The 26344-nt window shown below is 48.0% G+C and carries 21 protein-coding genes; 12 read left to right on the plus strand and 9 right to left on the minus strand.

Features of this window, described 5'->3' with window-relative positions:
* The first annotated feature begins 113 nt into the window (after positions 1-113).
* A complete protein-coding gene (locus M2120_RS00005) occupies positions 114-1022 on the plus strand; it encodes an oxygenase MpaB family protein (protein ID WP_280796686.1) in 909 nt (302 codons plus the stop codon).
* Here M2120_RS00005 and M2120_RS00010 read toward each other — a convergent pair.
* Positions 1011-1910, minus strand: coding sequence for an inositol monophosphatase family protein (locus tag M2120_RS00010; RefSeq protein WP_280796687.1), 900 nt, complete (start codon positions 1908-1910; stop codon positions 1011-1013). The genes M2120_RS00005 and M2120_RS00010 overlap by 12 nt on opposite strands.
* Positions 1911-2725: 815 nt before the next feature.
* Here M2120_RS00010 and M2120_RS00015 point away from each other — a divergent pair.
* A complete protein-coding gene (locus M2120_RS00015; protein ID WP_280798130.1) occupies positions 2726-2968 on the plus strand; it encodes a tyrosine-type recombinase/integrase in 243 nt (80 codons plus the stop codon).
* 522 nt (positions 2969-3490) lie between these two features.
* Positions 3491-4330, plus strand: coding sequence for a hypothetical protein (locus M2120_RS00020; protein WP_280796688.1), 840 nt, complete (start codon positions 3491-3493; stop codon positions 4328-4330).
* 1056 nt (positions 4331-5386) lie between these two features.
* On the opposite strand, the gene M2120_RS00025 is transcribed toward M2120_RS00020, so the two are convergent.
* Positions 5387-6238: an FHA domain-containing protein gene (locus M2120_RS00025; protein ID WP_280796689.1), complete on the minus strand. Its 852-nt coding sequence runs from the start codon at positions 6236-6238 to the stop codon at positions 5387-5389.
* A gap of 221 nt (positions 6239-6459) precedes the next feature.
* The gene (locus M2120_RS00030; protein WP_280796690.1) at positions 6460-7362 is read right to left on the minus strand and encodes a hypothetical protein; all 903 of its coding nucleotides are present in this window, start codon (positions 7360-7362) and stop codon (positions 6460-6462) included.
* Between the two features lie 848 nt (positions 7363-8210).
* Between M2120_RS00030 and mobF the strand changes: the two genes are divergently transcribed.
* Positions 8211-11861: a MobF family relaxase gene (gene mobF, locus M2120_RS00035; protein WP_280796692.1), complete on the plus strand. Its 3651-nt coding sequence runs from the start codon at positions 8211-8213 to the stop codon at positions 11859-11861.
* Between the two features lie 23 nt (positions 11862-11884).
* Here the strand turns inward: mobF and M2120_RS00040 are convergent, their stop codons facing one another.
* Entirely contained in the window at positions 11885-12496 is a 612-nt protein-coding gene (locus M2120_RS00040; RefSeq protein WP_280796693.1) for a DUF6036 family nucleotidyltransferase, read from the minus strand.
* 8 nt (positions 12497-12504) lie between these two features.
* The gene (locus M2120_RS00045; protein WP_280796695.1) at positions 12505-13074 is read right to left on the minus strand and encodes a helix-turn-helix domain-containing protein; all 570 of its coding nucleotides are present in this window, start codon (positions 13072-13074) and stop codon (positions 12505-12507) included.
* A gap of 82 nt (positions 13075-13156) precedes the next feature.
* Here M2120_RS00045 and M2120_RS00050 point away from each other — a divergent pair, with 82 nt between their 5' ends.
* Entirely contained in the window at positions 13157-14566 is a 1410-nt protein-coding gene (locus tag M2120_RS00050; protein WP_280796696.1) for an MFS transporter, read from the plus strand.
* A 61-nt stretch (positions 14567-14627) separates the two neighbouring features.
* Here the strand turns inward: M2120_RS00050 and M2120_RS00055 are convergent, their stop codons facing one another.
* Together M2120_RS00055 and M2120_RS00060 are read right to left on the minus strand one after the other, a co-directional pair.
* The gene (locus M2120_RS00055; RefSeq protein ID WP_280796697.1) at positions 14628-15029 is read right to left on the minus strand and encodes a hypothetical protein; all 402 of its coding nucleotides are present in this window, start codon (positions 15027-15029) and stop codon (positions 14628-14630) included.
* Positions 15030-15045: 16 nt separating this feature from the next.
* Positions 15046-15777 (minus strand): CDGSH iron-sulfur domain-containing protein, encoded by a 732-nt coding sequence (locus M2120_RS00060; protein ID WP_280796698.1) that lies wholly within the window; start codon positions 15775-15777, stop codon positions 15046-15048.
* Between the two features lie 185 nt (positions 15778-15962).
* Here M2120_RS00060 and M2120_RS00065 point away from each other — a divergent pair, with 185 nt between their 5' ends.
* Positions 15963-17273 carry a histidine kinase gene (locus M2120_RS00065; RefSeq protein ID WP_280796699.1) on the plus strand — a complete coding sequence of 437 codons (1311 nt, stop codon included), beginning with the start codon at positions 15963-15965 and terminating at the stop codon, positions 17271-17273.
* On the opposite strand, the gene M2120_RS00070 is transcribed toward M2120_RS00065, so the two are convergent.
* Positions 17270-17866: a response regulator transcription factor gene (locus M2120_RS00070; RefSeq protein ID WP_280796700.1), complete on the minus strand. Its 597-nt coding sequence runs from the start codon at positions 17864-17866 to the stop codon at positions 17270-17272. The two genes, M2120_RS00065 and M2120_RS00070, sit on opposite strands and share 4 nt — an antisense overlap.
* Positions 17867-18091: 225 nt before the next feature.
* Between M2120_RS00070 and M2120_RS00075 the strand changes: the two genes are divergently transcribed.
* The gene (locus M2120_RS00075; RefSeq protein WP_280796701.1) at positions 18092-19615 is read left to right on the plus strand and encodes a hypothetical protein; all 1524 of its coding nucleotides are present in this window, start codon (positions 18092-18094) and stop codon (positions 19613-19615) included.
* Positions 19616-20112: 497 nt separating this feature from the next.
* Positions 20113-20601, plus strand: a complete 489-nt coding sequence (locus M2120_RS00080) for a hypothetical protein (RefSeq protein WP_280796702.1) — start codon at positions 20113-20115, stop codon at positions 20599-20601.
* A 485-nt stretch (positions 20602-21086) separates the two neighbouring features.
* Here M2120_RS00080 and M2120_RS00085 read toward each other — a convergent pair whose 3' ends face one another.
* Complete coding sequence (locus M2120_RS00085; RefSeq protein ID WP_280796703.1) at positions 21087-22049, minus strand: amidohydrolase family protein; 963 nt, start codon at positions 22047-22049, stop codon at positions 21087-21089.
* An 884-nt stretch (positions 22050-22933) separates the two neighbouring features.
* Here M2120_RS00085 and M2120_RS00090 point away from each other — a divergent pair.
* The 4 genes from M2120_RS00090 to M2120_RS00105 all read left to right on the plus strand — a co-directional run bounded on the left by M2120_RS00090 (position 22934) and on the right by M2120_RS00105 (position 26344).
* Positions 22934-23353 (plus strand): lipocalin-like domain-containing protein, encoded by a 420-nt coding sequence (locus M2120_RS00090; protein ID WP_280796705.1) that lies wholly within the window; start codon positions 22934-22936, stop codon positions 23351-23353.
* Positions 23354-23366: 13 nt separating this feature from the next.
* Positions 23367-24017, plus strand: coding sequence for a GAP family protein (locus tag M2120_RS00095; protein WP_280796707.1), 651 nt, complete (start codon positions 23367-23369; stop codon positions 24015-24017).
* Positions 24018-24188: 171 nt separating this feature from the next.
* Positions 24189-25913, plus strand: a complete 1725-nt coding sequence (locus M2120_RS00100; protein WP_280796708.1) for a hypothetical protein — start codon at positions 24189-24191, stop codon at positions 25911-25913.
* 65 nt (positions 25914-25978) lie between these two features.
* The gene (locus tag M2120_RS00105; RefSeq protein WP_280796709.1) at positions 25979-26344 is read left to right on the plus strand and encodes a LuxR C-terminal-related transcriptional regulator; all 366 of its coding nucleotides are present in this window, start codon (positions 25979-25981) and stop codon (positions 26342-26344) included.

Consider the following 26344-nt stretch of genomic DNA (forward strand, 5'->3'; position numbering starts at 1 on the left):
GAGGCAAAGACCCCTGCTGAAGGCAGCAGTGAACTTGATGCCAGTAGTGCCCACCCGCTGGTCTATCACAACCGCACCTGGCACAAGCTCGACAGTAACTCCAAGCTTGAGGCATGAGTCGATTTAGTGAGAGCATCCGCTCACACCTGCTGGAAACCTTCTCAGGAGATACAGCAGGCACACCCTACTGGGTGAAAAACATTGAAGCCGGCGAAGATATCGGTTTCTTTGGCCCAGGCTCTGCTTCGTGGACAGTTCATGGTGGCATGCCCACCATGGTTGCTGGTATTCGTGCACTGCTTATGCAAACCCTGCATCCAGGGGCGATGGCTGGCGTGCATGACTGGTCTCGCTATAAAGAAGACCCACTGGGCCGCCTTGCCGGCACCATCCAGTGGCTCATCACGGTCACCTTTGGTGACACGGAACTCGCAAGAAAAGAATCAGCCAGGGTATCCAAGTTCCACGACCGCGTTCGTGGAACCTATATCGATGCTCAGGGCAATGAACAAACCTATTCGGCCGGAGACCCTGAACTTCTCTACTGGGTTCATGTTGTCTTCACCGATGCTTTCCTGGGATGCCATCAGGCGTGGGGAGAACCCATCCCCGGTGGTGCTGATCAATACGTCAGAGAGTGGTCTATTGCCGGGGAGCTGGTGGGTGTAGCTAATCCGCCACGCTCGGAAGCTGAACTCGTTGCTGCCCTGCACACCTTCAATACCGAGGGCATTCTCAAGCACGATGAGCGGGTAGAAGAAACAATCGAGTTCCTGAAAAGTCCCCCACTGCGCCGCAGCATGATGACGTTCTACCGGATCATGTTTGCCGGTGCTGTAGCGAGTATTCCTGAGGAATACCGCCAGATTCTGGGGCTGAAGAAACCGTGGTGGCCAGCATTGTGGATGACGGGAGTAATCCTCAAGATGCTCAGGGCGCTCTTAGGGCCCTCCTCAACTTCTGAGGATGCTGCGCGGATTCGTATAGCTCGACTAAAGCGTGAAGGAAAATTAGCGAGCTAGTTCTGCCAGTACAGCGCTGTGGAGGAGTCCGTTGGTTGCCAAGGCGCTACCGTGCCAGATGTCTGCATGGCCATCAATCGAGGTGAACGTTCCACCTGCCTCGGTGACAATCGGCATCAGTGCTGCCATGTCATAGGGTTTGAGGTCGAATTCACCTGCGACATCAAGGATGCCTTCGGCAACCATCATGTAGGACCACATGTCGCCATAGGCACGGGTGCGCCACACCTTGCGGCTGAGGCTCACCAGCTCATCGAGGTAGCCTGCCTGATCCCACTGTTGAATGGAGTTGTAGCTGATGCTGGCATCAGCGAGCTCCTTAACGCCAGAAACTTCTAGTTTTCGTGGTTCTGCCACGGCCACCATGGGCTTCTCGAGATACTCTGTGAGCTCCTCAGGGATAAGAACAGTGGCTAATGGGTCCCGTGACTCGTCAACCCACGCACCGTTGCCTTTAGAACCCCACCAACGCTTACCCAGCGCAGGTGCGCTGACCACGCCAATGACGGGAACACCGTCAATGGCGAGAGAAATCAAGGTCGCCCATACTGGAACGCCGCGCAAGAAATTGGATGTGCCATCGATGGGGTCAATGATCCACTGACGGTGAGGGTGGTCTGCTGTTCCGGTGGGGTGTTCAGAGAGTGAACCTGCCTGCTCACCGAATTCTTCGCCCAGCATGAAGTCTTCACCGCGCTCGCGGCTGAGGATGTCAATGATTGCGCGCTCCACGGCACGGTCAGCATCCGTTACAGGGGTCTTATCTGGCTTAGTGCTCACCTCAAGATCCATCGCCAGGAACCTGGCGCGAGAAATCTCATCTGCAGCATCAGCAAGCTGAAGGGCGAGTTGGAGGTCTTCGTTGAGGGTGTAGTGGCGTCTGGTCACACTCCCACGATACTCGCCCAGTAATACACGATACTCGCCCAGTAATACAAGAAAGCCCTTCCGAAACCGGAAGGGCTTTCTCTTTTTGTTGCGGGGACAGGATTTGAACCTGCGACCTCTGGGTTAAGTTGCCTCATCACCAATCTCGACGTGTTCAGGAATACAAAACGTGCACTGTGGCCAGTAGGCCACACGGGTTAGTTATGTCAATCAATTGGGCACGAATGTGTTTCTACCCGAATGATTGGATAACCATTGCTGCTTAACAAATTTGAAAAATATCTTCAAGCAAGAAACAACCGACCTGGAACAATAACTCAACGAATCGGAGACATTCGAAGACTCCAGGAGCGATTTGAAGACCTAACAACCGTGACCTCTGAAGATTTAGAGAACTGGTTAGCGTCGAAGACTGAAATCTGGGCTCCTGAGTACAACAAGAGACAACGGACTACATACAGAATTTTTTATCAGTGGGCGTTCAATCGGAACTTTATTGAGAGCGACCCAAGTCTTTTGCTAAGTTCTGTTCGCATTCCGCGTACAGTGCCACGACGAATTGGGGAAAAATCTCTACTCGACGCCTTCAGATCGGCAACTTTACATGAACGAGCCATTTTGAGTCTTGGGGGAGTCATTGGGCTTCGCCGAGTAGAGATTGCTACCGCACACCCTCGGAATCGGTTTGGAAACTATCTATTAGTAACGGGAAAAAATGGTGATGAGCGTCATCTGCCTCTGGATGAAATAACAGTCGATTTACTGATAAATCTAGAGAAAATTCAAGGTCAGAGGTCGTATTACTTTCCGGGGAGATTTGGCGGGGATACCCATACTATAAATGGGTTCGCTCGACTACTGGCGGCTTTAATACTCATTCGCTAAGACATAGAGCGGGATCTAACGCGTACAAAGCAACACATGACATCAGAGCAGTACAGGAACTACTTGGACATAAGTCAATCTCTACAACACAGATCTATACGACAGTGGAGCCAGACTCTCTCATCGCTCTCGTGCAAGCGAATCAGCTAGAGATAGCAACTAAGTGCGCATGAAGATACATCCGAATACATCAATCTGAGGAGGTGAATGATGAATATTCCGATGAACCAGCAACTGCCCCAACAGCAGATGCCTTCAGCTATGCCTGTCGAAATGGTTGGCGGTTATGCAGTGCCCCAGGATCCGATGGACATGCTGCACTGTGATAGCTGTCAGTAAATAGAGAAATAGGCTCTTCCGTCATGGTCCTTGATTGTGTCAGAAGAGCCTATTTTTATCTAAATTTTCAACCATTTGCAGATGAGTTTAAGTAAAACTCCTCCAAGGATTGTCAACGCGATTTCTCGCAAATCGCCGAAAACAAGTTCAAATATTCGGAACCAGAAAGTAGTGTTCATATTCTTAACCTGTGCGGCGGACAAAAACGTGGTTTTTGCGTAATTATCTAAATAGGTATTACTTCTTCAATTGTCCCCGTATAGGTGACAAGTACTGGATTTACCGAAATTTCCGGTAATAACCTTTCACATGTAAGTGCTCTTCCCATAGGTAACTCTGAGCGAAAGGTTCTACACATGTTGGTTTTCAAGCAGAAATTTCTGCATCAAACAGCCCTAGCTACTGCAATATTGTGTGCAGTTTCAGCATTTACTGCCATTCCTGCACATGCTGAAACAAACACTGATGATGTGTTAACTACAAGCGAAGTGTCTTCTGCATTAGATAAAGCAGGATCTCTTGTTCAAGATGCGCTACCGTCCGTAACTACTTCTTCAGAGGCTGCGGTCTCTACAACTGGTAACGTAACGGTGGAAGTACCGAAAGACCTCACGTCCGGTGTTGACCTCACAGGTACAGGCCTTGATCTCACTATTCATCTTCCCAACGCTAACGATGCCGCTAAAGGCGTGAAGAACAGTGACGGGCAAGTCATTTACTCCTCACAAGAGGCAAGCGCCAACACTGTTATCCCCACAGAGGGAGGTGTTCAAATGCTCACCACCATCGCTAACTCGTCAGCGCCAGAACGCTACACCTATGAAGTAGAGACAGCTCCAGGGGATTACTTCCAAATTCAAGAAGATGGATCCGCCATTCTCTACGCGGCAGACGGTTCACTCAAACTAGCTGTTGCAACACCTTGGGCAACCGATGCTAATGGGCAGAATATTCCAACACATTATGAAACAGACGGCACTAGCCTCACCCAAGTTATCGAACACTCAACAGCTCAGGGCATTGCGTACCCTGTAGTAGCAGACCCTGTTATTTTCGCAATAGCTGGAATCGCGATTGCAATTGCAGCTGTAATTGGAATCGGAGTAGTTGTCTGGTGGTTTAATTATTGCCGAGGCATGAATATGTGGCCATCAGTTGACACGACGAGGGGATACACAATCAGATGCGTTCGGTAGTCGATAGTTTCGGAGTGTTAATTTCTGCCTACTGTGCGTTATTTATTATTTATTTGTTTCTAGCAGTCATATCCTTTAGTTCACTTACTGAAATAAATATTCCTGGATTCATTAATTTATTTGGATTCAAGGACACCTCCGGTTCACACGCAACAAATATTTATATTGTGCCCCTTGGAAATATGCTCTACGGAATAGTCTCCTTAGTACTTTTTCTCTCAATCAAAAAAACACGCTCCTCTAAAAAATATCAAACTAACTAATTTCTAAATTGATTACCATGAAATGTTTAAATCTAGGAATTTGGGCAAGGTAGCAATTAAGTTGCTAACGGCTAGGTACGAACGGGGGACGTAATTTTGGCGTGTGCCACATGATTCGCTCCAAAATCGTTCTTGACATTTTCACCGCCATTGCGTGTTACGAACTGTTTTGCATAAGTGATCTAGTTTTCCACGGATACTTCTGTAACTGGTTTAGCCCGATAAGCGCTTCACACTGCCTCCTGAATCTCGGTTCCATTTCGAAAAATTCAAGACTCAACTACCAAGCTGGTGGGTGTTCTTGGCTGGTCTATGCCCCCAGGGGTCACTTACACTTTTAGATATTTTGGAGGGAATTGTCGATGAATGATCAAAACGGCGAAAACACTTGGATAAACAAGTTTAACACTTCGTTGGAAGACTTAGTACTGAAGCATGAACAAGAATTCAACAACAAAAAGTTGGATCAAGTGGACTCCGAAAGTATTCCTGGATCACCAAACGCATCTCCTGGCAAGCTAATTCTGAGTTCGTTCTTACAGTTCGTTGGAACGGTATTTGGAACGTTGTTCAGATAACGGTTTAGTTCGCTTGGCTAAGCCTGAGTTCAACTCAGCTAACAACCTAACTGCGACGCTAGATAGCTGTCGCACACACCGCTTACGCGCTGTGATTGCCCACAGATATTTCTCTACTTGCGACAACCAGGTAGAAGTTGCCACTTCGGGAGTGCAGGACGAGGCGAATAACCTGTCAAGGGTGAATTGGTGTGCCGGTAATTGACCAGGAATTTCTAGAACGACAACCGTTTGAGCTCGACGAGTTGATCACCAAACATCATTTCCTCACTTGCCAGAACACGATCTCCAGGCACAATCTTGCGTTCTCCACCACGAACAGTAATCACACTCACGCCGTTACCGGAATGAAGATCTTCCACAAACCAGTCATCTCCTTCATTAGTCAACAGTGCATGTACACGTGAGATTGTCCGTGTCGGATCATCAATGCGCAAAGTCAACGAACCATCATCTGCCGATGGCCGACGGCCAACAACGACACGAGCACCAGGCAGCACATATTCTTTGCCCGCGACAACCAACATCCAAGACGAAGACGGCACCACTGTCCGGTCATCGACGACACTCACGCCACCACCAGCGACATGGTGCAAAGTCTCTGTCCGGACAGCATCTTTTGCTGTCGCCCCTGACACGCCACGTGACCGACTCTTGTCGCTACCTTGTCCGGACACGTCTCCGATGTCGTGTCCGATGTCGTGTCCGATGTCGCCATGTCCTGTCGCACTTCTGTCGCCTGGCTTGTCGTTACTGTCGCTGTCGTGTCGCGCCATGAGAGTTGTTGTCGCGTCACGTGTCGCCCCCGTCGCGTCTGCTGTCCGGACAGGGATTTCGAGAGTGTCGGCCATATCTGTCCTATTGTCGCTGTCGTGTCCGGACATGACACCGGACACGACAGCGGACATGGCGACAGATGCCGCGTCACCGACAGGTTTGGCGACAGCATCATCGGACACCTGTCTTGTGTGTTCTCGCTGCGTTACCTGTTTGAAGAATCGACCAGTTGCCTTCTCTGACGCTTTCACGCTCTTCTTTGACGACCTTGGCATTAGTTCATTAGACATTGTCGAAGGAAGTAACGATATAGAGGTTGGCTGATAGCCGGTGCTCAAATCCAACTGACAGTTATTGCACGACGGCAAACCCGATGGTTGGGTATGGAAACAGAACGGGCATTGCATGACAAGTGACTGGCTCATACCGATTGAACGAGGGACTTGCGCAGTTTGTTCTAGTTTTTACTCCGCATCAGCGTGAATTACTGAATCAAGTGAACTGGCGAATCTTATTCTTCGAAATCAAAGGAAAGTTGCCGTCCGCTTCGATAGTGTTCAAGAACTTTAACGATCACATGGTTCATTTTGAGATTGCCGTTAGAGTCGATGATTTGTTCACTTCGCAAAAGTACCCTTACAGAATCGCTGATACCAAAGACCGATGCATTATCTTCAATACGTTGTTTGAAGGATTCATCTTCAACCGCAGCGAAAAAGGTAGTTTGTCCGTCAGAGAAACGCCACTTTCGGAAATCAAATTCAACACTAACTATTTTGAGTATTCGTTCAGAAGTTGAAGTCGTAAGCATTTCCTCCGGCTGCAATGGAATCTCAAAGGCCGCCACATCATTCTCGAAAATTTGCAGCGGCTGTTCTTCTTGATCAAATGTGGCTTTGATTACGGTGACTCCTTCGGAGTTCAACGGCGAAACAAAGCCTTTAAGTGATTTCCTAAATCCTTGATGGGTGACGAGCAGGAACACGTTACTCGGGATGCTCATTTGTGTGCCATTGGAAAAGACTATTTCGACGATTCCTTCAGAGTCCACTTTGTCAGTGCGTTTGAACTTGCGTCCGCTTATCTGTTTAACAACAAGAACAGCAGCGAAAACCGAAGAAATGATTTCGGTAAGCCCTTTACTGGTTTGAACATAATCCGATTTATAAATCGAATTGACCGCATCCCAGGTTTCTGTGAGGGTCAGCCAAATATCAAATGACCCCTCTTTGAAGGCTTTGATCTTCAAATCAACAGGTGAAGAGCCAACCTCAGTGATTAGTTGGGCATATTGAATTGCGTCTGCAAGTGCTAACACGGCGGTGGCCAAATCTTTGGCATTCATTTCATGGTTTTGCAAAGCTGGTCCGTCATATGCGACCTTGAAATCTTGAGCAGCTACCTCTGTAACCATTCAGCACCCCTTCGATGAACCTCGTGATATAGATGTTACACACCGTCCTTTTAGTGCTGACGGTTTTGTATTAGAAGAAGCTATCTGCGCATTCTTCGATTCCTTCTGTGCTGAATTTTTCAGCACAGAAATGCGAAATAGATTCAGAGACTGTGGCGGCGGCTGGAGGAAAAGCTCTCCGCGTAAGTTTGGCCCATTCTCTCCACAAACCACACCGCCAACAGCCTGAACACAGCACATCAACACCGCAGCCGAAGCTCCTCAATCTTCGGAACTTTGACCTACACATTGGCACTAGAGGAAATTGCGTTGACAGTTGCGTTACATACAGTTGCGCGATGGGGTGCTTCGTAGGGCATGGTAAAGAGTCATGCGCAGGCCGTTTTTGAGGCCAAGATCCGTCAAAAGTTGACTGTGGGGCATCCTGCATCACCGTTAGATGGTGGAGGTGGGTGGGAGATTAGCTGTCAGCGAGCAGGGTGCGGGCAGGTGTTTCTCTCACCCTCTAGGCAGCGAAAGTATTGCTCATCCTCTTGTCGCCGTGTAGTTGCTGAGGTTGAGCGGGTGCGCTTTGCACGCATGTCTGACTCGGTACTGAATGTGTGTGGCCGGTCTGGTTGTGCGCAGGTGTTTATTCCCAGGCGTGAGGGACACCTGTATTGCTGTGCTTCCTGCCGGCGTAAGGCATGGGTTGAAGCATCTGCTCTGGTAGCGAGGCGTTGCCGGGTGTGTGGCGATGTGTATTCGCATCGGACAGTGCGGGCACAGTTCTGCTCCACGCGATGCAGGGTTACAGCACACAGGACTGCTATTTCATTGAACGGCTCGAAGGGAGCACGCAACTGATGATGACGATGAAACTAATCGGTGCAAGTAGAGATGCATGGAAGTATTTGATGAAATCGGTGAACCTGGAGACAGGTGCCGAACGGATCTCCGGTAAAGCGGCGTACTACATGGCTTGTGGGACACCTCCCGGGGTGTGGGCAGGTGCGGGCTTAGCCGCGTTGGGTCTTGCCGGGATGGATGCGGTGGAAGAAGACCAGCTACGTAACTTGTTCGGGGAAGGTTCCCACCCTCTAACAGGTGAAACGTTAGGGAAAAGTTTCGTTATTGCAGCAACCTTAGATGAGCGCATCAAAGCGAGGCTTGAAGTCGAAAGTTTCCAGGAAGCTTCGCTGGAAGAGCAGGCCGAGCTTGAGGCCCGTATTACTGGTGAAGAGCTTGATAAACCTGTGAAGCAGTCAGTGGCCGGGTTTGAGTGTGTGTTCTCGCCACCTAAATCAGTATCGTCTTGGTGGGCGATGGCTGACCCCGACATGAAAGACGCTATTCGGCAAGCACATCATGCTGCGATCAATGCCACGATCAACAAACTTGAAACAGAAATTATTCGCACCCGCACCGGCAGTGCCGGTGTCGCACAAGAACATATTCACGGAATCTCGGCTGCCTTGTTTGACCATTGGGATTCCCGTGACGGTGACCCTCAACTACACACCCACATGCTGATCTCAAACCGTGTTCAAGGCCTCGATAATAAATGGCGCACCATCGATTCACGCTGGTCACTCTCCCCAGCTGTGGCCACTGTCGGAGCATTTTATGACTCGGTACTCATGGATGAACTCTCTGCCCGGTTTGGTATCACCTGGACAACCGATGAGGTCATCAATAACCCTTCACAATATGCCGCCTGGTGTGAAGCAAACCAGCTCACAGATTCCTCCGCGACGGCATATCAATTCTCGCTGGAGACAGGGAATGTGAAATCAGGCAACGTTCATTGGCAGATCAGTGGTGTCCCGGCCAAGCTCAATACTGAGTTTTCTTCCCGGGCAGGACAAATCAAGAGACGCACCGAGACCATCATTGCCAACTACACCCGCAAATACGGACATGCCCCTGATGCGGCAGCGCTGATCAAAATACGTCAAGCAGCGACCATCCGCACCCGTGCCCACAAAAACATTCGCTCCCTGAAAGACCTCACCACGAACTGGCGCAACCGGGCAACACCCATCGTCGGTGACACCTTCAACTTCGCTGACCGCATCCACAACACCGGTTTGAAACTGCTAGAAACCTACAACCTGTGGTTGTTCCGTCACGACGACATCACCCAACACAACACCAACGATGTCGTCACATTAGTACTGAAACAATTAGGCACTACCCGGTCAACATTTAGCCGCACCAATGCTGAAGCGTTCGTACTTCGTGCAACGACTCATTGGCGTTTTCGAAGCGCTGAAGATCGTAACCAAACTACAGCCTGCATCGTTGGCGACGTACTTACCGCAGCTGTCAAACTCACGCCGGCTTCTACAAGGCATACGCCTGCTAAGTTCCGTACACACACCGGTGAGGATATGTTCGCCCCCCGCTCACGCCAGCTTTACACCACCACCGAAGTGTGGGATGCAGAAGAAAGACTGCTGATCGCCGGTGAAGACCGTAATTCAGTGAAGGTCTCTGAAGAAGTCATTGCCACACTTCTTCATGCCCCCACCACGAGTGAGAACCGCACCCTCTCATCCGATCAAGCAGAAGCTGTACGCAACATCATCACCTCCGGCAGGCACGTCGATGTCCTGGTCGGCCCTGCCGGGGCAGGAAAAACAACCAGCCTAGAAAAACTTCGTGAACTCTGGGAGGCAGAACATGGATACGGAAGTGTGCGTGGACTCGCCCCGACCGCTAAAGCCGCCGACGTGCTAGCAACCACGCTTGGTATCCGCACAGAAAACACCGCGAAATGGTTATATGAAACCAGTCGAAACACCATCGACAAACACGGTTTCAGCTACCAGCTTGCCTCCGGTGATCTGCTCATCGTCGATGAAGCCTCCATCGCCGGAACTCTCGCATTAGATGCCCTCCGGGAACAAACACAAGCCGCCGGGGCAAAACTGCTCTTAGTCGGTGACTGGGCACAATTATCAGCAGTAGATGCCGGTGGCGCTTTCGGACTACTTGCAACCTCCCGCCCCGATGTGGCAGAACTAACCAGCCTGCACCGCTTCAGTAACGACTGGGAAAAAGACGCCTCCATCGCGTTACGCCTGGGCAAAACAGACGCCATCGACACCTACCACGAACACGGCCGTATCCATTCAGGACTAAGTGAAACCATCCTTGAGGAGATTATTCAGGCATGGAAGAGTGACGAATCCCAGCTTGCACCAGATGGCACCGTGCAGACATCACTACTGATCGCCTCAAATAACGACATGGTGGATGCTCTCAACCAGAAGGCCAGAAAATGGCGTATCGAACAAGGCGTCGTTGATGCCAGTACCGAAGCCGTCATCTCAACCGGTGTCGCCTCCATCGGTGACCGCATCGTTACACGAGAAAACAACCGCTACCTGCGCACCAACTTCGACAGGTGGGTAAAAAACAACGACGAATTCACCATCACCGCCATCACCGCAGACGGTGACATTCACGCCGCCAACGGCGCCGAACACGTCATACTGCCTGCCGAATACGCCAAAAGCTCCATCCAACTGGCCTACGCCACCACCGCACACCGAGCACAAGGCCGCACCGTCACCACCGCACATGCCCTCATCGACTCGTCCACTACACGAGAAACGCTCTACGTCGGTATGACCCGTGGCAAACACTCCAACACCGCCTACATCATCATTGATGAAGACGACACCTACGGCGATAAATCCTCCACCAGTATGAGAAAAACCTGGCGTGAAATCCTAGAAACCGTCATCACCACACAAGGATCCAACAAAGCAGCACACGCCATCACTGCGCTGGAAGAACATCGCCTAGGAAACATCGGACAGCTCGTAGCCGAATACCACACCCTCATCGGAGCCGTACTCGAAGAGTATTACGCTCCACTACTGACCGAACTAGGACTACTCAACCCCACACATGAATCCCCCTACCTCGGCCCCGTCCTCGCCAACCTTCGCCGCCTAGAAAACACTGGTGCCAACATCCCAGAAACCATCACTACATTGCTGAACTCCAGAAGCACCCACGACGCCCGAGACGTCCTGGCCGTCCTCCACTACCGCCTAGCCAAACACTTCGAAAACATTCCTGAAACACACAACCAAACAAACATTGCAGGCCTGATCGAACCACCACCCCACCTGGACGACCCCGACATCACACACGCCATAGACGACCGCACCCGAGCAATCCAACTCCGCGCAGAACAACTACTCGACACAGCCATCGAAACCGGTGAACCCTGGCTTGAAGAACTAGGCCCCATCCTCCCTGGAGAAGAAGAAGCATGGCGACGTCGAGCCATCACTGTCACCTGCTACCGAGATCTCTACAACATCACTAGCAACACAGCCCTGGGGAAGAACATCACCACCTCCACCACAAAACAGCGCCACCATGACATCGCAGCCCAAGCACTCATCCATGCACCAACACACAACGTGGAAGATTTACAACACGCCGCGACAGAAAACCCCCACCCCAATATCGGCATAACCCACACTTTGCGGCAGTAACGCTAATTTGTTGGGCTGGGGAATTACATACCTAGTGAAGGACCAGAAGGTGTTTCAGGGATGTTGGGCCGTGGCGGGTAAGGGAAGGGTGGTTTGAAGAATTCATGGTTTGAGCTCTGTGAAGACTGTTCCAAAATTGCATCCAACATTCTCACTGCCTTGGAGCTGAGATCTTCTCCTGGCCGATATTTATTGATGATCTCTTCACATTCATCGATAGTAGTAATTCGAAGATGAGAAGTGAGCTGGCGAATATCGTCGACATCTTTACCCCTGCACGCACGGAGCTTCATGAAAAGCAGAACTTCAGGTTGTGGAACATACACCTCTAGATTTTCAAATTCCAGTGCCAACGACCAAATAACCGGCTCACCATATCCCTCAGGAATGAATTGCTGAGCCTGAGAATTAAGCCATCCTGTCGGCAACCTCAATAGAGCTCCAGCAGCTTCACTTGCTGCAACGACCGCACGTTCGGGAAGTAACACTGCATCTACATCCGTTGTTGATGCCCTTTCAAAGCCCATGAGAATAAGTGCTACACCGCCTACAACATTGATGCGTCCCTTTACAGAAGAACGCCCCAGTGCATGTGATACCTCAGTGAGTGCCTCAAAGATTTCATTTTTGTTCATAGCCAAACTCATACGCTCTCCAACGAGCCAACATCTAACAAGACATTGTGTTTCAAGAAACCTTGAGCAAGTTCATCATCATCAGGGTAAAACTTGATAACACTATCGGTGAGTAACTCTTTCTCAGGGGTAATCCGCGCTGGCTGATCTAGCCACCCTGGTTTGGGAAGGCCGAACAATGCCTCTTCAACGGCGCCGGCAATAGCTGCGTCATAAAGTGTTGACCCAGTCAACACGGGCTCCTCTACACTGACAGCAATGCGAATCGCTGGATCTAACGAGCGCAACCCATCAGAAAGCGACAGGACAGCCCGATACGCAGAACGTTCATCACCCGCGGCGAGCAACTTTGCAATATCGAACGCAGCCTCAGCCGGTGTCGTCACAGCCGTGGGGAGAATAACAAACTGACTCCTGGTCTTCAGGAGCAAGTTCTGAAACTTATCGGCAGAAATCCGACGCTTCTGGGCCTCAATCTCTGCAATAGCCGAGCGAGAAGTGGCACCAAGAACAGCAAGTTGAGCACCAGAAAGCCCAGCCTTCACACGCGACTGTCGAAGCCGTAACCCAAGCGACATACCAAAAACCCTTCGTCACCATATATGGTACATCTTACTCTGCTACTTCGGTTCACTTTCAGAGACATACCAAACGCACAGGATGATTGTGCTGGATATGCCGTGTCACCTGCTGGGTGACGAAACATGTTGTTTGGTACAGCTGACAGGTAATTTGTTTGTCAATCAGTGTCAATCTTTAGAGGAGAACGTGACGATATTTACAGGGCGTTTAGGCCATAGATTCGCTGCATGGATTGCAGGTTCATTTGTTTCGAATGTTGGTTCCTGGATGCAAGGCACAGCTCAAAGCTGGGTTGTCTTAACACAATTGAGTAATAATGATGCGGTTACTGTTGGTGCAGTGATGTCGTTGCAATTTGCGCCATCGTTTATCTTGGTAGCGCCAGCTGGTTGGGTGGCGGATCGACTTCCTAGAAAAACCACTCTGCTGATTACACAGCTTCTACAAGGACTTCTCGCAGCGATTCTAGGTTTGTTGCTGATCCAAGGTGTGGCAACAGTTGACACGATGTATGTTTTTGCCTTACTTCTTGGCATAGTTAGCGCGTTTGATAACCCCAGTCGACAAGCATTCGTGAATGATTTACTTCCTGAAAATGACATTGCTCAAGGTGTTGCGATGAACGCAGCAGCGTTTAATGCCGCAAGACTTGTTGGGCCTGCCCTGGCAGGACTATTGCTCGCAGTGTTTTCATCGGGTTGGGTCTTTGTAATTAATGCATTTACATACCTGGCGGTAATCGTTGTACTACTTTCAATTCGCCTAACGGCAAAAAATACTCAACAAAACCGTACCCGTGAAAAAGAATCAACCTGGGATGGTTTTCGTTTTGTTCTCCGCAGAAAAGACCTAGTTTCTGTCCTAGCATTGGCATTCATCGTCGGCGCATTCAGCATGAACTTTCCCATCTTTTCATCCACGATGTCTTTAGCATTCGGTAAAGGCTCAGAAACTTATGGGGTTTTATCTAGCGAAATGGCAATCGGTTCTTTGATTGCTGCCTTACTAGCAACTAGAAGAAAAAAAGTTGAGCTCAGTGTCATGCTGTGGTCGACACTCGGCATTTCGATCTCCTCATTGGGGATGGCCCTATCGCCAACAGTTGAAAAATATGGTGCTGTCAGCATTTTGATGGGCTTTTGTGTCGTAACACTGCTCACGACCGCAAACGGATATATCCAGGTCTTCACCCCGGCCAAACTCAGAGGGAGAGTACTCGCAATATTCCTTGCCCTGTTGGCAGGTAGTACACCAATTGGCGCACCACTTGTCTCACTCATTGCACAAAATGAGGGACCACGTTGGGCACTCGCAACCTCTGCATTTACTGCAGCAGCAATATATATTGTGATCCTCTTATGGAATAACCAAAGCAAGTCACAGTCCAATTCTGCCGAAGAACCGATCACCACAGAATTTGGTAGCGAGAAAATATTTGCACAAGCTAACACAGTTTCCCCCCTGCCTCCTGAATGCCATTGCCGCTAAGAGCGTTCAGCTGGCCTGCATTCCCGACACAAAAGGTGGACCATCCGAAAGTTCGGTTTGTTCAGATAGTTGTTGGAGATTTGGACCAAACCGATAACAAAGCATCCAAATTTGGTCGCATTTCATCCGCTGAAATAAGGGAAATAATGAGTTTGTCACCAGAAAATTCAATAAAGCTAAACCTATATCGGCCAATCCACGTCTGATCCCACAACACATGGGCTGAATTTTTCCCTGTATGTATGGTTTTGCCACTACCAGTGATGATTATTCGAAAATCTTGTCTGGAGTTTTTATATTTGGCCATCAAAACAACGAGTCGATCATTGTGAGTGAAGGTGAGCAACCCCATATAGGTCAGCTCTTGCTCGATGAATTCCTCGATATGATCGTCACCAGGTGATAAAAATCCCTTAAGTTTCCACGTTCCCCGAAGAGATTCTTGCAGACTTGACGAACTCATCAATTAAGTTGTTTCGCTAGTTAATCCCATCGCGATATTTCACTGACGCATGAGAGCCATCACAGAAAGGCTTATTGCTTGAGCTTCCGCATCGACATAGGGCTTGCCTTGTGCGAATTTCGTATGATTTTCCTTCTGCACTAATTACTTCAATACCACCCTGAACCATAATGGGGCCGCTTGCACCAATTTTGGGGTCTTCAATAAGTCCCAGCGCAGGTTCGACAGTATCTTCGATGATTTCTTTTGACTGATTATCCACAATAAGTAACCGGCCGCCGGGACAGTGATGTGCCATTCGTGTTGCTAATGCATCATGCTCGACTGTCCCAATCTGAACTTCTCCCCAGACACGCTCTCCTGCGTCACAAAATCTTCCATAAGCGCAATATTTTTCGTTATCCAATAAAGACTTAGTGGGGCCAGATATAAGTTCAGAGTGTTGAATTAACGGCTCAAAACTTGCTGTTTCTTCCAATACCCCAGCAGGAAGAGTCTGATGCGTACCGTCACAAAATGGTGCATTGCCAGAATGTCCACAGCGACACAGGTGAGCACCCTCGTCGCAGTCAAACACTTTACCCTCAACATAGTTCCAAGAATTTCCCTCTGGATCTTGCTTGATTGTCTGTTGTGAAAGCTTGGGTGCACCGTTGACAACGTAGGGTCCGCCTTCAGTGATTGTGATTCTAAATTCTGGCGAGGAAGCAGTCGTCCCTGGCTGAATATTTCTACTTTTTTCGGACATTGTCCCTCAATTCTTATTCTTGCCTTGCCGCATTGAACTCCGGCAGGAAACGTCGTAATTGAAAAGTAGTTTCTAGATATGAATCGCACCAGTAGATGTAGCCCCTGGGCCACGCAACGATCGATTCGAGATGACTAAATCCATACACTTGAAATAAATATACGAGTTGTTGGAGAGATATTTTGATGCAGAAAAGTAACCTCAACGAGGATTTAGCCGGTATGCCTCCCCAGCTACCTAATGACTTAATTCAGATGTTTGACAAAGACATCATTCCTGTTACTTATCTCTCACGGGTAAGAACCTTCTTTCTCTCATACACAGGAATAACCCTCGCCGTTACCTGTAGCGTGCTTATTAACTTGTGCGGTATCTTTCCGGCACTGGCTGTTTCAGGAAACGAGGAGATTTTTCCTGGACTAATCATTATTGGCTGTGGGATTGCAGCATCCTTTTCGCTTTATGCCCTGAACAAGTTTTCACTCATTTCCACGACAGCCCTTATCGGGTTTAGCTTCCTCAATCCTGCTCTGGCGCCCGCTGTTGCATTCTTGTTGGCGTTGTTGGGTATGCGTGGCCAAAGATGGCGTTTACTTCCGGTGGCAATAATGGGATTCATTGCACTCATCTGTGGACTATTTTTTGTTCATCAATTTCATTTTTTTGATCTGACTCCCGGGTCTATGTTTGCGATACTTACCGCGACAGTTTTAGCATTTACTCTCGGTTCACTTGGCGGAATCTGGCTAGATATTGCTGCACGAATTGATCACCAATTGGTGGCGACTCGTATCCGCCTGATTCGATATGAACAACTCGAAGCGCAAACAAATCAACAAAATTCACGAATGTGTATTGCGCGAACGTTACATGATGAAGTGAGTAGCAAAATCGCTGTGATTTCTTTGCACGCTGAAGTCCTAGAACATGAAGTTAAGAACAAGTCTGGGGGGCCTCAACAAAATGTACTAGCAGCTATCGAGTCAATTCGTGAAAGTTCACGAGCAGCAATGAATTCTTTAGCAAAAATGTTGGAACAACTCTCCAAGCCAGTACCAAACAACTCGTCATTTCCTCAATTCGCAATTCGTGAAATCTTAGATCTTGCCAACAAAAATGCGGCAGTTTTAGGCTTCACCATTGAATATGAACGTCCTGAAGAAATTTCTGAAGAAGATGAGGACAACTTCGCTTACTTTCTCCATGAGGCGTTTACTAACGCGTTCAAATATTCGCCAAAAGGCACGGTTATCGTGGCGAAATATATTGTGGATGATTTCATCATTACGGCCCGTGTGAAAAACCAGGTTTCAGATTCACATAAACAAGACCACAAGAGAATTAAAATGGGGTTACAAAATCTTCGCGAATACGCACACTTACAGGGCGGATATTTTCAGGTCCACCAAACTGAAGATCCTAGAAACGTCAAAGAATTTATTATTGAGATGACATTGCCACGAGATGAGAAATTCCTGGTACACGTTAATAACTAGTTTGAAACTTCACGATCCTTCAGCATCACTAAAGCCAGTTCAACGCGTGATTCTGCTTCAAGTTTCTTCATCGCTCGTGAAACGTAAGTTTTTACTGTCTCAATCCCAACGCCTAAATATTCCGCAATTTCGGTGTTAGTCATTCCCCGCGAAACTAGCTTTCCAACCTGAATTTCACGTTGTGAGAGATGTGAAAAATCACTAATTATTTGTGCCGGGAATTGACCTTTAAGGGAATCGATAAACTCTGTCACATCAAGTTTTGAGATAAGCCTCACATCAAGACCATTAGCTGCCTCGTACATCTCTCGAGACTCTGAAGCTGTCATGAGTACAACCTCAATATTTGGAAATCTTGATCGGACCGCTGCGGCCAGATGAAGACCTGAACGGTTACCTAAACGAACATCGGCAAGAACAATATCTGGCTGCTGAGAAATAATGACTCTCAGTGCTTCCTCCGCACTTACGGCAGATTCAATTATTTCAAGCCAAGGCTTGCATGCGGCAAGCAACAGCACTCCTTGCAAGACAAGTGGATCATCATCAACTACTAAAACCCTTACCGGTTTATTCTCGCCAACTTGTGACACTAGAAAGCCTCCACTATTCGAGCACTTCCCAGCATCTATTCAGGAAAGGCTCTGTACAAAGAATAGTTACAATTAGAGTTAGTCGATCCAAACTGTAGCCCTGGGGCTACAGCCTTAACAAGGGAAGTCGATCCTTACCCAACTTCTCAACTAATAGAAACAGCATTCATGCGCAAATATGGAGTTCAGACCACAAAGCAAACTCTACGTAACACTGTTTCTGTAGTGCTTCTATCATTATTTTTGAGCCTTGCGGGAATGCAGGCTGCTATGGCGACAAGTGCAGTGTGGAGCGTTCCTGGATCGATACTCGCTCAGTCGACTCAAATTGCCGACTCACCTGTCGTAGCTTTTGACGGTTACGGCAATGCCACAGCAGCGTGGATACAGTCTGATGGTTCAACAAATCTCGTCATGACATCAACTCGCCCCCCAGGCGGTTCCTGGTCGGCACCAGATACTCTGTCAAACGCAGGAGTGTATGCAGACCAGCCCTCAATTTCAGTGAATTCGACAGGCGATACCCTTGTAATGTGGCGTTCGGCAAATACACTTGGCGGTGCAAGTTCGGTAGTTACCGCGTCTAAGACCGCCGGCAGCACATGGACAAGTCCAGTTTCCCTTACAACTTCTGCCCCGGGAACCTCGTATATTCAAGGTGCACTTGACACTAACGGGAATGCAGTAGCCATCTGGGCACGGTGGAATGGCAGTAACAATATAGTTCAAACGGCCAATAAACCAGCTGGCGGATCGTGGACCACTCCAACTAATTTATCCACTCTGGGCCAAGAATCTGGAAGCCCCAGAATTGTTACAGATGCGACAGGCAATACGACAGCCATCTGGATTACATACGGAACGTTTGGCGGAGGCTCAGTGATGGCATCCTCAACAACGTTAAACGGGAACTGGGCTACTCCAACAGTTCTAGCTAGTTCACCCCAAGGAGTGGAACAACCCGGACTTGGAGTCGACGCAAGCGGCAATGTTACTGCTATATGGTTATGGTCAAACCCGAGTTACCAAGCCGCCTTACAATCGTCTGTCTCGACCACTTTCGGAAGTTGGTCATCAACTGTGACAGTTACTACAGACCCGGTAGCTGAACTTCAGCTTTATATCGATGCAAATGGTAATGCATCAATTATCTGGACCTCGTGGAGTGGTGGCTCTATTATCAAATCCTCCTACCGCCCATTTGCGGGAAGTTGGGAAACCCCAGTCAATGTATCAACGTTGAACTCTGTAGGGCTTTCTACACCACAGATTGTGATGGACTCTTTTGGGAACAGGACAGCTGTGTGGATTGCTTATGATGTGAACTACAAGTCGACTGCCAAAGTTGCGTCAATGCCTGCTGGCGGCAGCTGGCAAAGCGAAATCACTCTGAATTCAAACACTCAAGATTATGCATTCAACCCTGAGTTAGCAGTAGATAATTCTGGAAATGTCATTGCTATGTATCACGGGAATTTTACGGGTGGGATAAATGCTTTCGTTGCATTCTCTGACGCAATAATGCCAACTCCGACTCCGACTCCGACTCCTAGCCAAACCCCCAACGGTTCAGGATCAACACCGTCAGTAACACCTACCAGCGATCCACTCGTATCTGCAGCAGCTTCTTCCTCGTCCCTTGCAAATACAGGCGCGAAAATCAATGTCACATTGATAATTTTCGCATTTGTATTTTTCATACTTGGTAGTGGATTATTTGCATTTAGATTGTTGCAAAACCGCCGCTAAATTCCATGCTGTGCAAAACATTTATTGATGCATGAACATCATTTTTAAGAGGATAGCTTTACCCTTCACACCCTCATTAATTGATGCATATTTTGGCATTGCGGAGGCTATGTCTCGCCCAATAGTGAAGTTGGGCAAAGATAACACTAATTTCTTGGGGTAATGATTCTCTGATTACTTTTGCACGCCCAAGTCAAAGTGGATGAGGTTTATCATCCTTGGCAGCACGAGGGCTTACATTTCCATATTTTTGGACGTAAATATTCCACGTCATTTAGATCACTCAGCACGTATGTGAAGGAGCTCCCTGCACATGACTTCTTTGGAATGTGCGCATATACATTACGGATTATTCAAATCGAATTGTCTGAGAATACGTTAGCCAACAAGGTTCCAGCAATTCTTTTGTAACCGTTAGGCCACAAGCTCTTTTTGGCGCTAGATAGTAAATGTAGTTTTTAAATCACTATTTCAAAATACTGTGGGGACAAAATATCATGGAAAATTTCACCGGAATTCCTGAAGACACAGCACTATTTATTGCAATTCTGCTCGTTGTTGCATCCATCATTGCCATCGGCATTTTTGTTTTTACGGTTATTGCTTACATGTTCTTTTTTGCAAAATTTGAAAGACCGCGTTGGTCAGCTTGGATTCCCATTTGGTTTGAATGGAACATGTTCAAGTGCGCAGGAATGTCCACTGCTTGGATTCTCATTCCCATCATTGCTTGGTCATATCCTTTTGTGATCGGATATTTTTACGGTGACTATGTAACCCAAAATCCCGTTTTTGGTTTGATTAATTGGATAGATATTTTAGTCTCCATCGCTTATCTCACTGTGATGTGGATTTCTGCGGCACGTATTTCAGTGAAATTGGGATTTAGGAGAGCACTCGTGTTAGTTGCAATCTTCGCTGAACCGGTTTGGGCGGGAATTATTGGTCTTGGCAAGTCACAACCTTCTGAACAATCTACAAATTAAGGATGCTGTCCTTGTCATGACCATCTCATCAATTTCGTACAGTGCAATGATTTCGATCACAAATTGTGCCAACTCCCCACGATTCGGTCTTGGCACTAATGAGTCTTTGTATGGCATGACTTTTCAATCGGCCATCGCCACTTCTTCCGATTCAGACATCAGTGGACAGCCCGATGTGGGGTGGATTATTTGGGTCGTAAGCTGCATAATCGCTGCCGTATGGATTGCACTCTATATTTTCAAGCAATCAAGATCAAAATGACAGAGGGTACAGATTCCATGCCGGAGTAAGTGAGAAGTTGTCCGGTCCTCTATTGCGAGTAATTAACGCCCTCAGTTCATCCGTTACATCAGCAATGACGTGTTGAAAATAAGTAGTCATCCGGCGAAGCCAGAATGTGGATGTCTAGGCTAAACAATGCGTAAAGGATTCGCCGCCTAGAGAAATCAATTTCTCTAGGCGGCGATTCAAGCCGATACTGCTTCTACAGATTCCAATCCTTCGGATCAAAAACTTTCTCTGCATTACCGCGATATATTTCTTCGACCGTAACCTCATCCAGTCCAGATTCTTGAACGTAATCAACAGCTCGTTTAAAAATTGGTCCAGATTCATAAGGAAAATCAGTACCGAAAAGCAGACGAGACGATCCAAACGTAGCGTCAGCAGCTTGGAGTGCAGGTACATGCCCATGCCCCACAGTGTCGTACCACATTTTCTTTGCTTCGAGGCTTGGGCGATATGGCGTTGATGGTGCTTCCCACTGGTACTGATTATCGAGTCGTTGCATCAACATAGGTAATGCACCACCTAAGTGAGAGTTAATAATTTTGATATTGGGGTAGAGCGAAGGTATGCCATTAATAATCATGTCTACTATCGAAACGGTGTCTTCCACGGGGGCTCCAACCATCCATGTCATGGGCGCATCCTTGATCAAAAGTGATTGAACAGACTCACCTGCTGGATGAACGTATAGGACCGTGCCTCGCCGATTGAGTTCAGCCCAGATTGGAGAAAATTTCTCATCCGTGAATGGAATTCCCTGCACAGTAGTAGTTGTCGCAACACCAACAAAACCAGGAAGAGAGAGAGCTCGATCCAACTCATCTAGTGATTGTTCAATATGCGGAAGCGGCAACGAAGCGAACGCTCGAAATCTTGTTGGATGTGCCGCGACCACTGCAGCGTATTGGTCATTGACAAACTGGGCAGCAGCGACAGCCTTTATTGCATTAGAACCATAGGGCATTTGCGGTGAAGTGGAGAGAACTTGAACTTGCACACCAGTGCGATCCATCAAGTCAAGCCGTGCTGAGAGTTCCGGTCCGCCGCCTGCACCCTGGCCACGTTGAGTATCGGTGTCGGTTTTTCCCAGATCTTTAATGAGATCTAGGTAGTCATCAGTCCAATAGTGGGCATGCACGTCAATAGCGTGTGGATTCATTTAAAACGTCCTCAAGGTAGTTTCGAAGGGTTTACCCGTCCTAAGGTATGTGTCGAAATTCAAAAGTGGAACGCCATCTCACCCCACAGGGGACAAATTCATGCATAGCGGCGGCATTAAGTCCGCCTAGATATTGCACAACTTCTTGTACGCAGATTACGTGCATGTTTGATGCACTGGTTGCACTGGTGTTGTGTCAGAAATTTGAAATTGTGCACACTTCACTTTGGATGCGAATTCCCGCATTTAATTAATTATTGAAAATGCGTAGTCAGTGTTGGAGAACAATCTCAGATAGAGAAAAACGTTAATTTCGCCCCATCAATGACTATGTAATAGAACTTATACGAAGAAAAAGTAATAACTGAGTTAAGAGCACATATTCCGAAGTCACCTGCCAGAGGTTTACAACTAAAAAACCTCGCACAACCTCACTCACATTGCTCGCAATAGTTTGTTGAGTCCTTTCTTCCTCATGTCTTACTTAGGTCGTCTGATCCGGACAAGTTTGAATTGTGATTTGAATCTTTGCCGCTCAAATTCTGAACATGAAAATTATGCATGAACGACCTTGATAAACAAGTTGTCGTCGCTCGAAGGTGAACAAGTGAGCTTCTAATTATCCAGATATGTTCCCGAGTCCACACCATCCTTTGTAATCCCTGGGCTACAAAGTATGTGGCATTGGAAACTACTCATATACATTAATTTCTCATCCAAGTAATTCCTCGATTACTAAGGAAAAAGGCAAGCCCTGACACAGGGAAATGTTGACTTGCCTGGGGTCATTGCTTTCGCAAACATGCCGACCTCAACTCCGGTGCGAAAGTAGTGACCCCGTCTCTCCAGCTAGTGAAATGACACGACTCGAGAAAGTGTGAGAAATGGCAGCCTCCATCATAGGCGTTTGGAAACTTCAACATCTCATCCGAACAAATCTTCATATTTGTGAGACTGTGCTTCCATACGGGAATGAACCATATGGATTCATCACCTTCATGGCAGACGGGACGTTCTCAAATACTGTCGCGTCACAAGATAATCAAGGTCAACTCATTGCAGAGTCTGGGAAATACATAACACGCGCTAAGAAAAAAGTCGAACTTCGCTTCAGATCCGCTTTTGATGAAACTGGCATCGAAAACACCGAAATTCGCAGCTATCAAATCGATCATGATGTGCTGACGATTGCCTCTTGTCTTCAGGATGAAAGCGGATATGAATATTTAGAGACCTTGGTGTGGCATCGCTGGCCGGTTCGTACCGAAAATCAAGGTAACCCCTCAGTCACAGTGAATGCTTGACTGAGTTGACATTGTGACTTCTGACCAGATTGCTCTCTTAGTCCCGCTTGCGATGGGCCTTATTGCAAGCCCCGTACCTCTTGCTGAACTGGTAGTCATCCTGATTGCTCAGGGAAGGGTGCGAAATTCAATACTATTCATTACTTTCCAAGGGATCTTCCTCATCATCGGACTTGTGGCAGGAAGTTATTTCTCAAAATCTCTTGCAACGCTCCCATCTGTGCCGAGTTCGATTCAATTCATCATTGAGTTGATTCTTGGTGTCACACTGGTGATTGGAGGGGCTATTTATGCAACGAGGAAACGTTCAGCCCCGTCTCAATCTCAGCAATCAAATAGCAAGCGCATCCACACTGGAACTGTGATATTCCTCGCGTTAAGCGCAACATTAGCCAATCCAGTAAATTTGCCGCTCATATTGGCCGCAGGCCATGTAATCAATACATACACTGCGACAGAAATGTTGAGTGCCGCCTTATTCCTATTGGTCTCGCTAATGCCTTTTATCTTTATCGTCCTAATTGGTATAGCTGGAGGTGCCAAATCCGCGCAACTTCTACATACACTTCGTGTCTGGTTGATGAAACACAGTCACACCATTAATGTTATTTTCTTTGAAATTTTAGGCATCTGTTTAATACTCATAGCCTTCAAATCAATGTAATTCTCAAAGAAGAAGAGGACCGAGGCGCCACCGGATAACGATTCCCTTCATTGTCCCCAAACCGGTTACAAAACTTGAAATCGCCTGAAAAACCAATGTTTTATTAACAATGGTGTTCCTTATAAAGATGCGCCCAGCTACCTTGGCACCCACTAACAAGAATTCATGGATATGAAAATCAAAGACCTTAGCATTGCTGCTCTCTCTGCGTTCCTTCTTAGTTTAGGAATGGTCCTTCCCGCACAAGCGGTCGTGACGCCAACGTCCGGCCCCGCATCTGGTGGGACAGTGGCCACCATTGATGGCATCAAATTTGTACAAATCGCTACCTCTGTCGGCGGTGAACATCATCTTGGGCTCACGAGTGAGGGGACAGTGTATTCGTGGGGAATGAACACGTATGGCGCTCTCGGTAACGGCACACAGTCAAATTCATCAATTCCTGTGCAGGTCAAAGGCGTTGGGGGAAGCGGTTTCCTAACAGGTATCAAATATGTTGCAGCGTCGTCCTACAGCTCTTACGCAATTTCAATTAGTGGTGAAGTTTTTGCCTGGGGAGATAACCAATATGGTGAGCTTGGAGATGGGGCCCCTGTTTATCAGCCTCAGCCGGTTTTCAGCACCACCCCTGTGCAGGTATTAGGTGTCGGCGGTTCGGGTTCTCTTACCAATATCGTTGAAATTTCTGGTGGTGGTAACCATGTGATTGCGTTAAACAGTTCGGGGGATGTTTTTACGTGGGGACAGTCAATGGTGGGTCAGCTAGGAAACGGAACCTATGCTGACACGTCACTTCCAGTGCAGCCAACTGGTGTCGGTGGCGGAGGCCCACTCACGGGAATAGTCCATGTGACAGCAGGGTGGCAGCACTCACTCGCGATTACCCAGTCAAAAACTGTTCTTGCTTGGGGAGCAAATAGTTATGGGCAGTTGGGTATTAACCAGCCACTTGGATTTACTCCAACCCCGGAATATGTTGTTGGTGTTGGCGGAACCGGATTGTTAAGCAACATCACCGCTGTTTCAGCATCATTACATTCAATGGCCCTGTCTTCAAGTGGTGAGGTTTATGCTTGGGGCGCCAACTGGGGCGGTCAGCTAGGTGATGGCACCATATTCAGTAGCCAGGCTCCCGTTCAAACACGCGATATTGGTGGTACTGGCGTGCTGAGCGGCATTACCGCAATTCAGGCAGGAGTCCAGCAGGGTTATGCCATCACTACCGCAGGGGAACTTCTTTCTTGGGGTCCGAATATAAATGGCGAAACGGGAAACGGACTGCCTCCTGCAGGGAGCCTAGTCCCCGATTATGTTTCAGGAATTGGTGGAACAGGTCACCTCACTGGAGTCTCTTCCGTTGGGACAACATATGATTCAGCCTCTGCAGTGCTTACAAATGGTGACATCGTCAGCTGGGGCGCAAACCAATATGGACAACTCGGTAACGGGGTAAATGGCGGTAGCCCATTGCCAGCTATGGGGCCGAACTTCCGTCCAACCTCTATCGCTTTCGATGGAACCCCAGGCACATCTCTGAGCGCATCAGGATCAAGCTGGAATGTCACTACCCCCGCACATGCAGCTGCAACTGTCAATGTTGTAGGCACTGCAGACCTTTATGGAGGTTTGGTAATTGCTGGTGCACCTGTATCTTGGACGGCTGGAACATTCGAATATCTTGCAGCGGCATCAGCCCCTGTTAGTTCGCCAACTCCAACTCCTTCGGCATCTACTTCCGCATCACCGACGCCATCACAGTCTGCATCAAGTAACACAGCTTCGAGCTCTACCCCACTCGCCTACACAGGAAGCAGTTTTGTTCCACTTGCAGTACTAGCTGCAAGTGCTGTATTGGTCGGTCTCGTATTCCTGATTAGAAGACGTTCGTCTAAATAGTCATTTGCTGAGGAATGAGTTACCCAAGCTCATTCCTCAGCAGAGAAACCCTCGACCCAGTACAGATGACGAAAACAACCTCAGAAAACCAGATGGACTTTCCGCTTGCTATTTCTCAGATGGCAAACCAACGAGATTTTCCCCTCGACTCAGTTGTGCACCGGCTTACTCGAACACAGTTTGAGGTTTTCCAAGCTGTAGCAACAGGTATGACAAATAGGGAAATTGCTGATTTACTCGATGTCCGAGAAAACACTGCCGCCAATCATCTCATCGCAATTTACGACATCCTTGAAATACCCGTCAATTCAAATCGTCGTGTAGCAACATCTCTTCTCTTTCACCTTGAAATACAGCGCTCAAATCAGCTTAATTTGACAACTGAGGATCAACTCAAGCAGCTAATCAAGAAAATATTTAGCGAGTTTTAA

This window comes from Aurantimicrobium minutum (assembly GCF_029893825.1).
In the GTDB taxonomy this organism is placed as follows: domain Bacteria; phylum Actinomycetota; class Actinomycetes; order Actinomycetales; family Microbacteriaceae; genus Aurantimicrobium; species Aurantimicrobium minutum_C.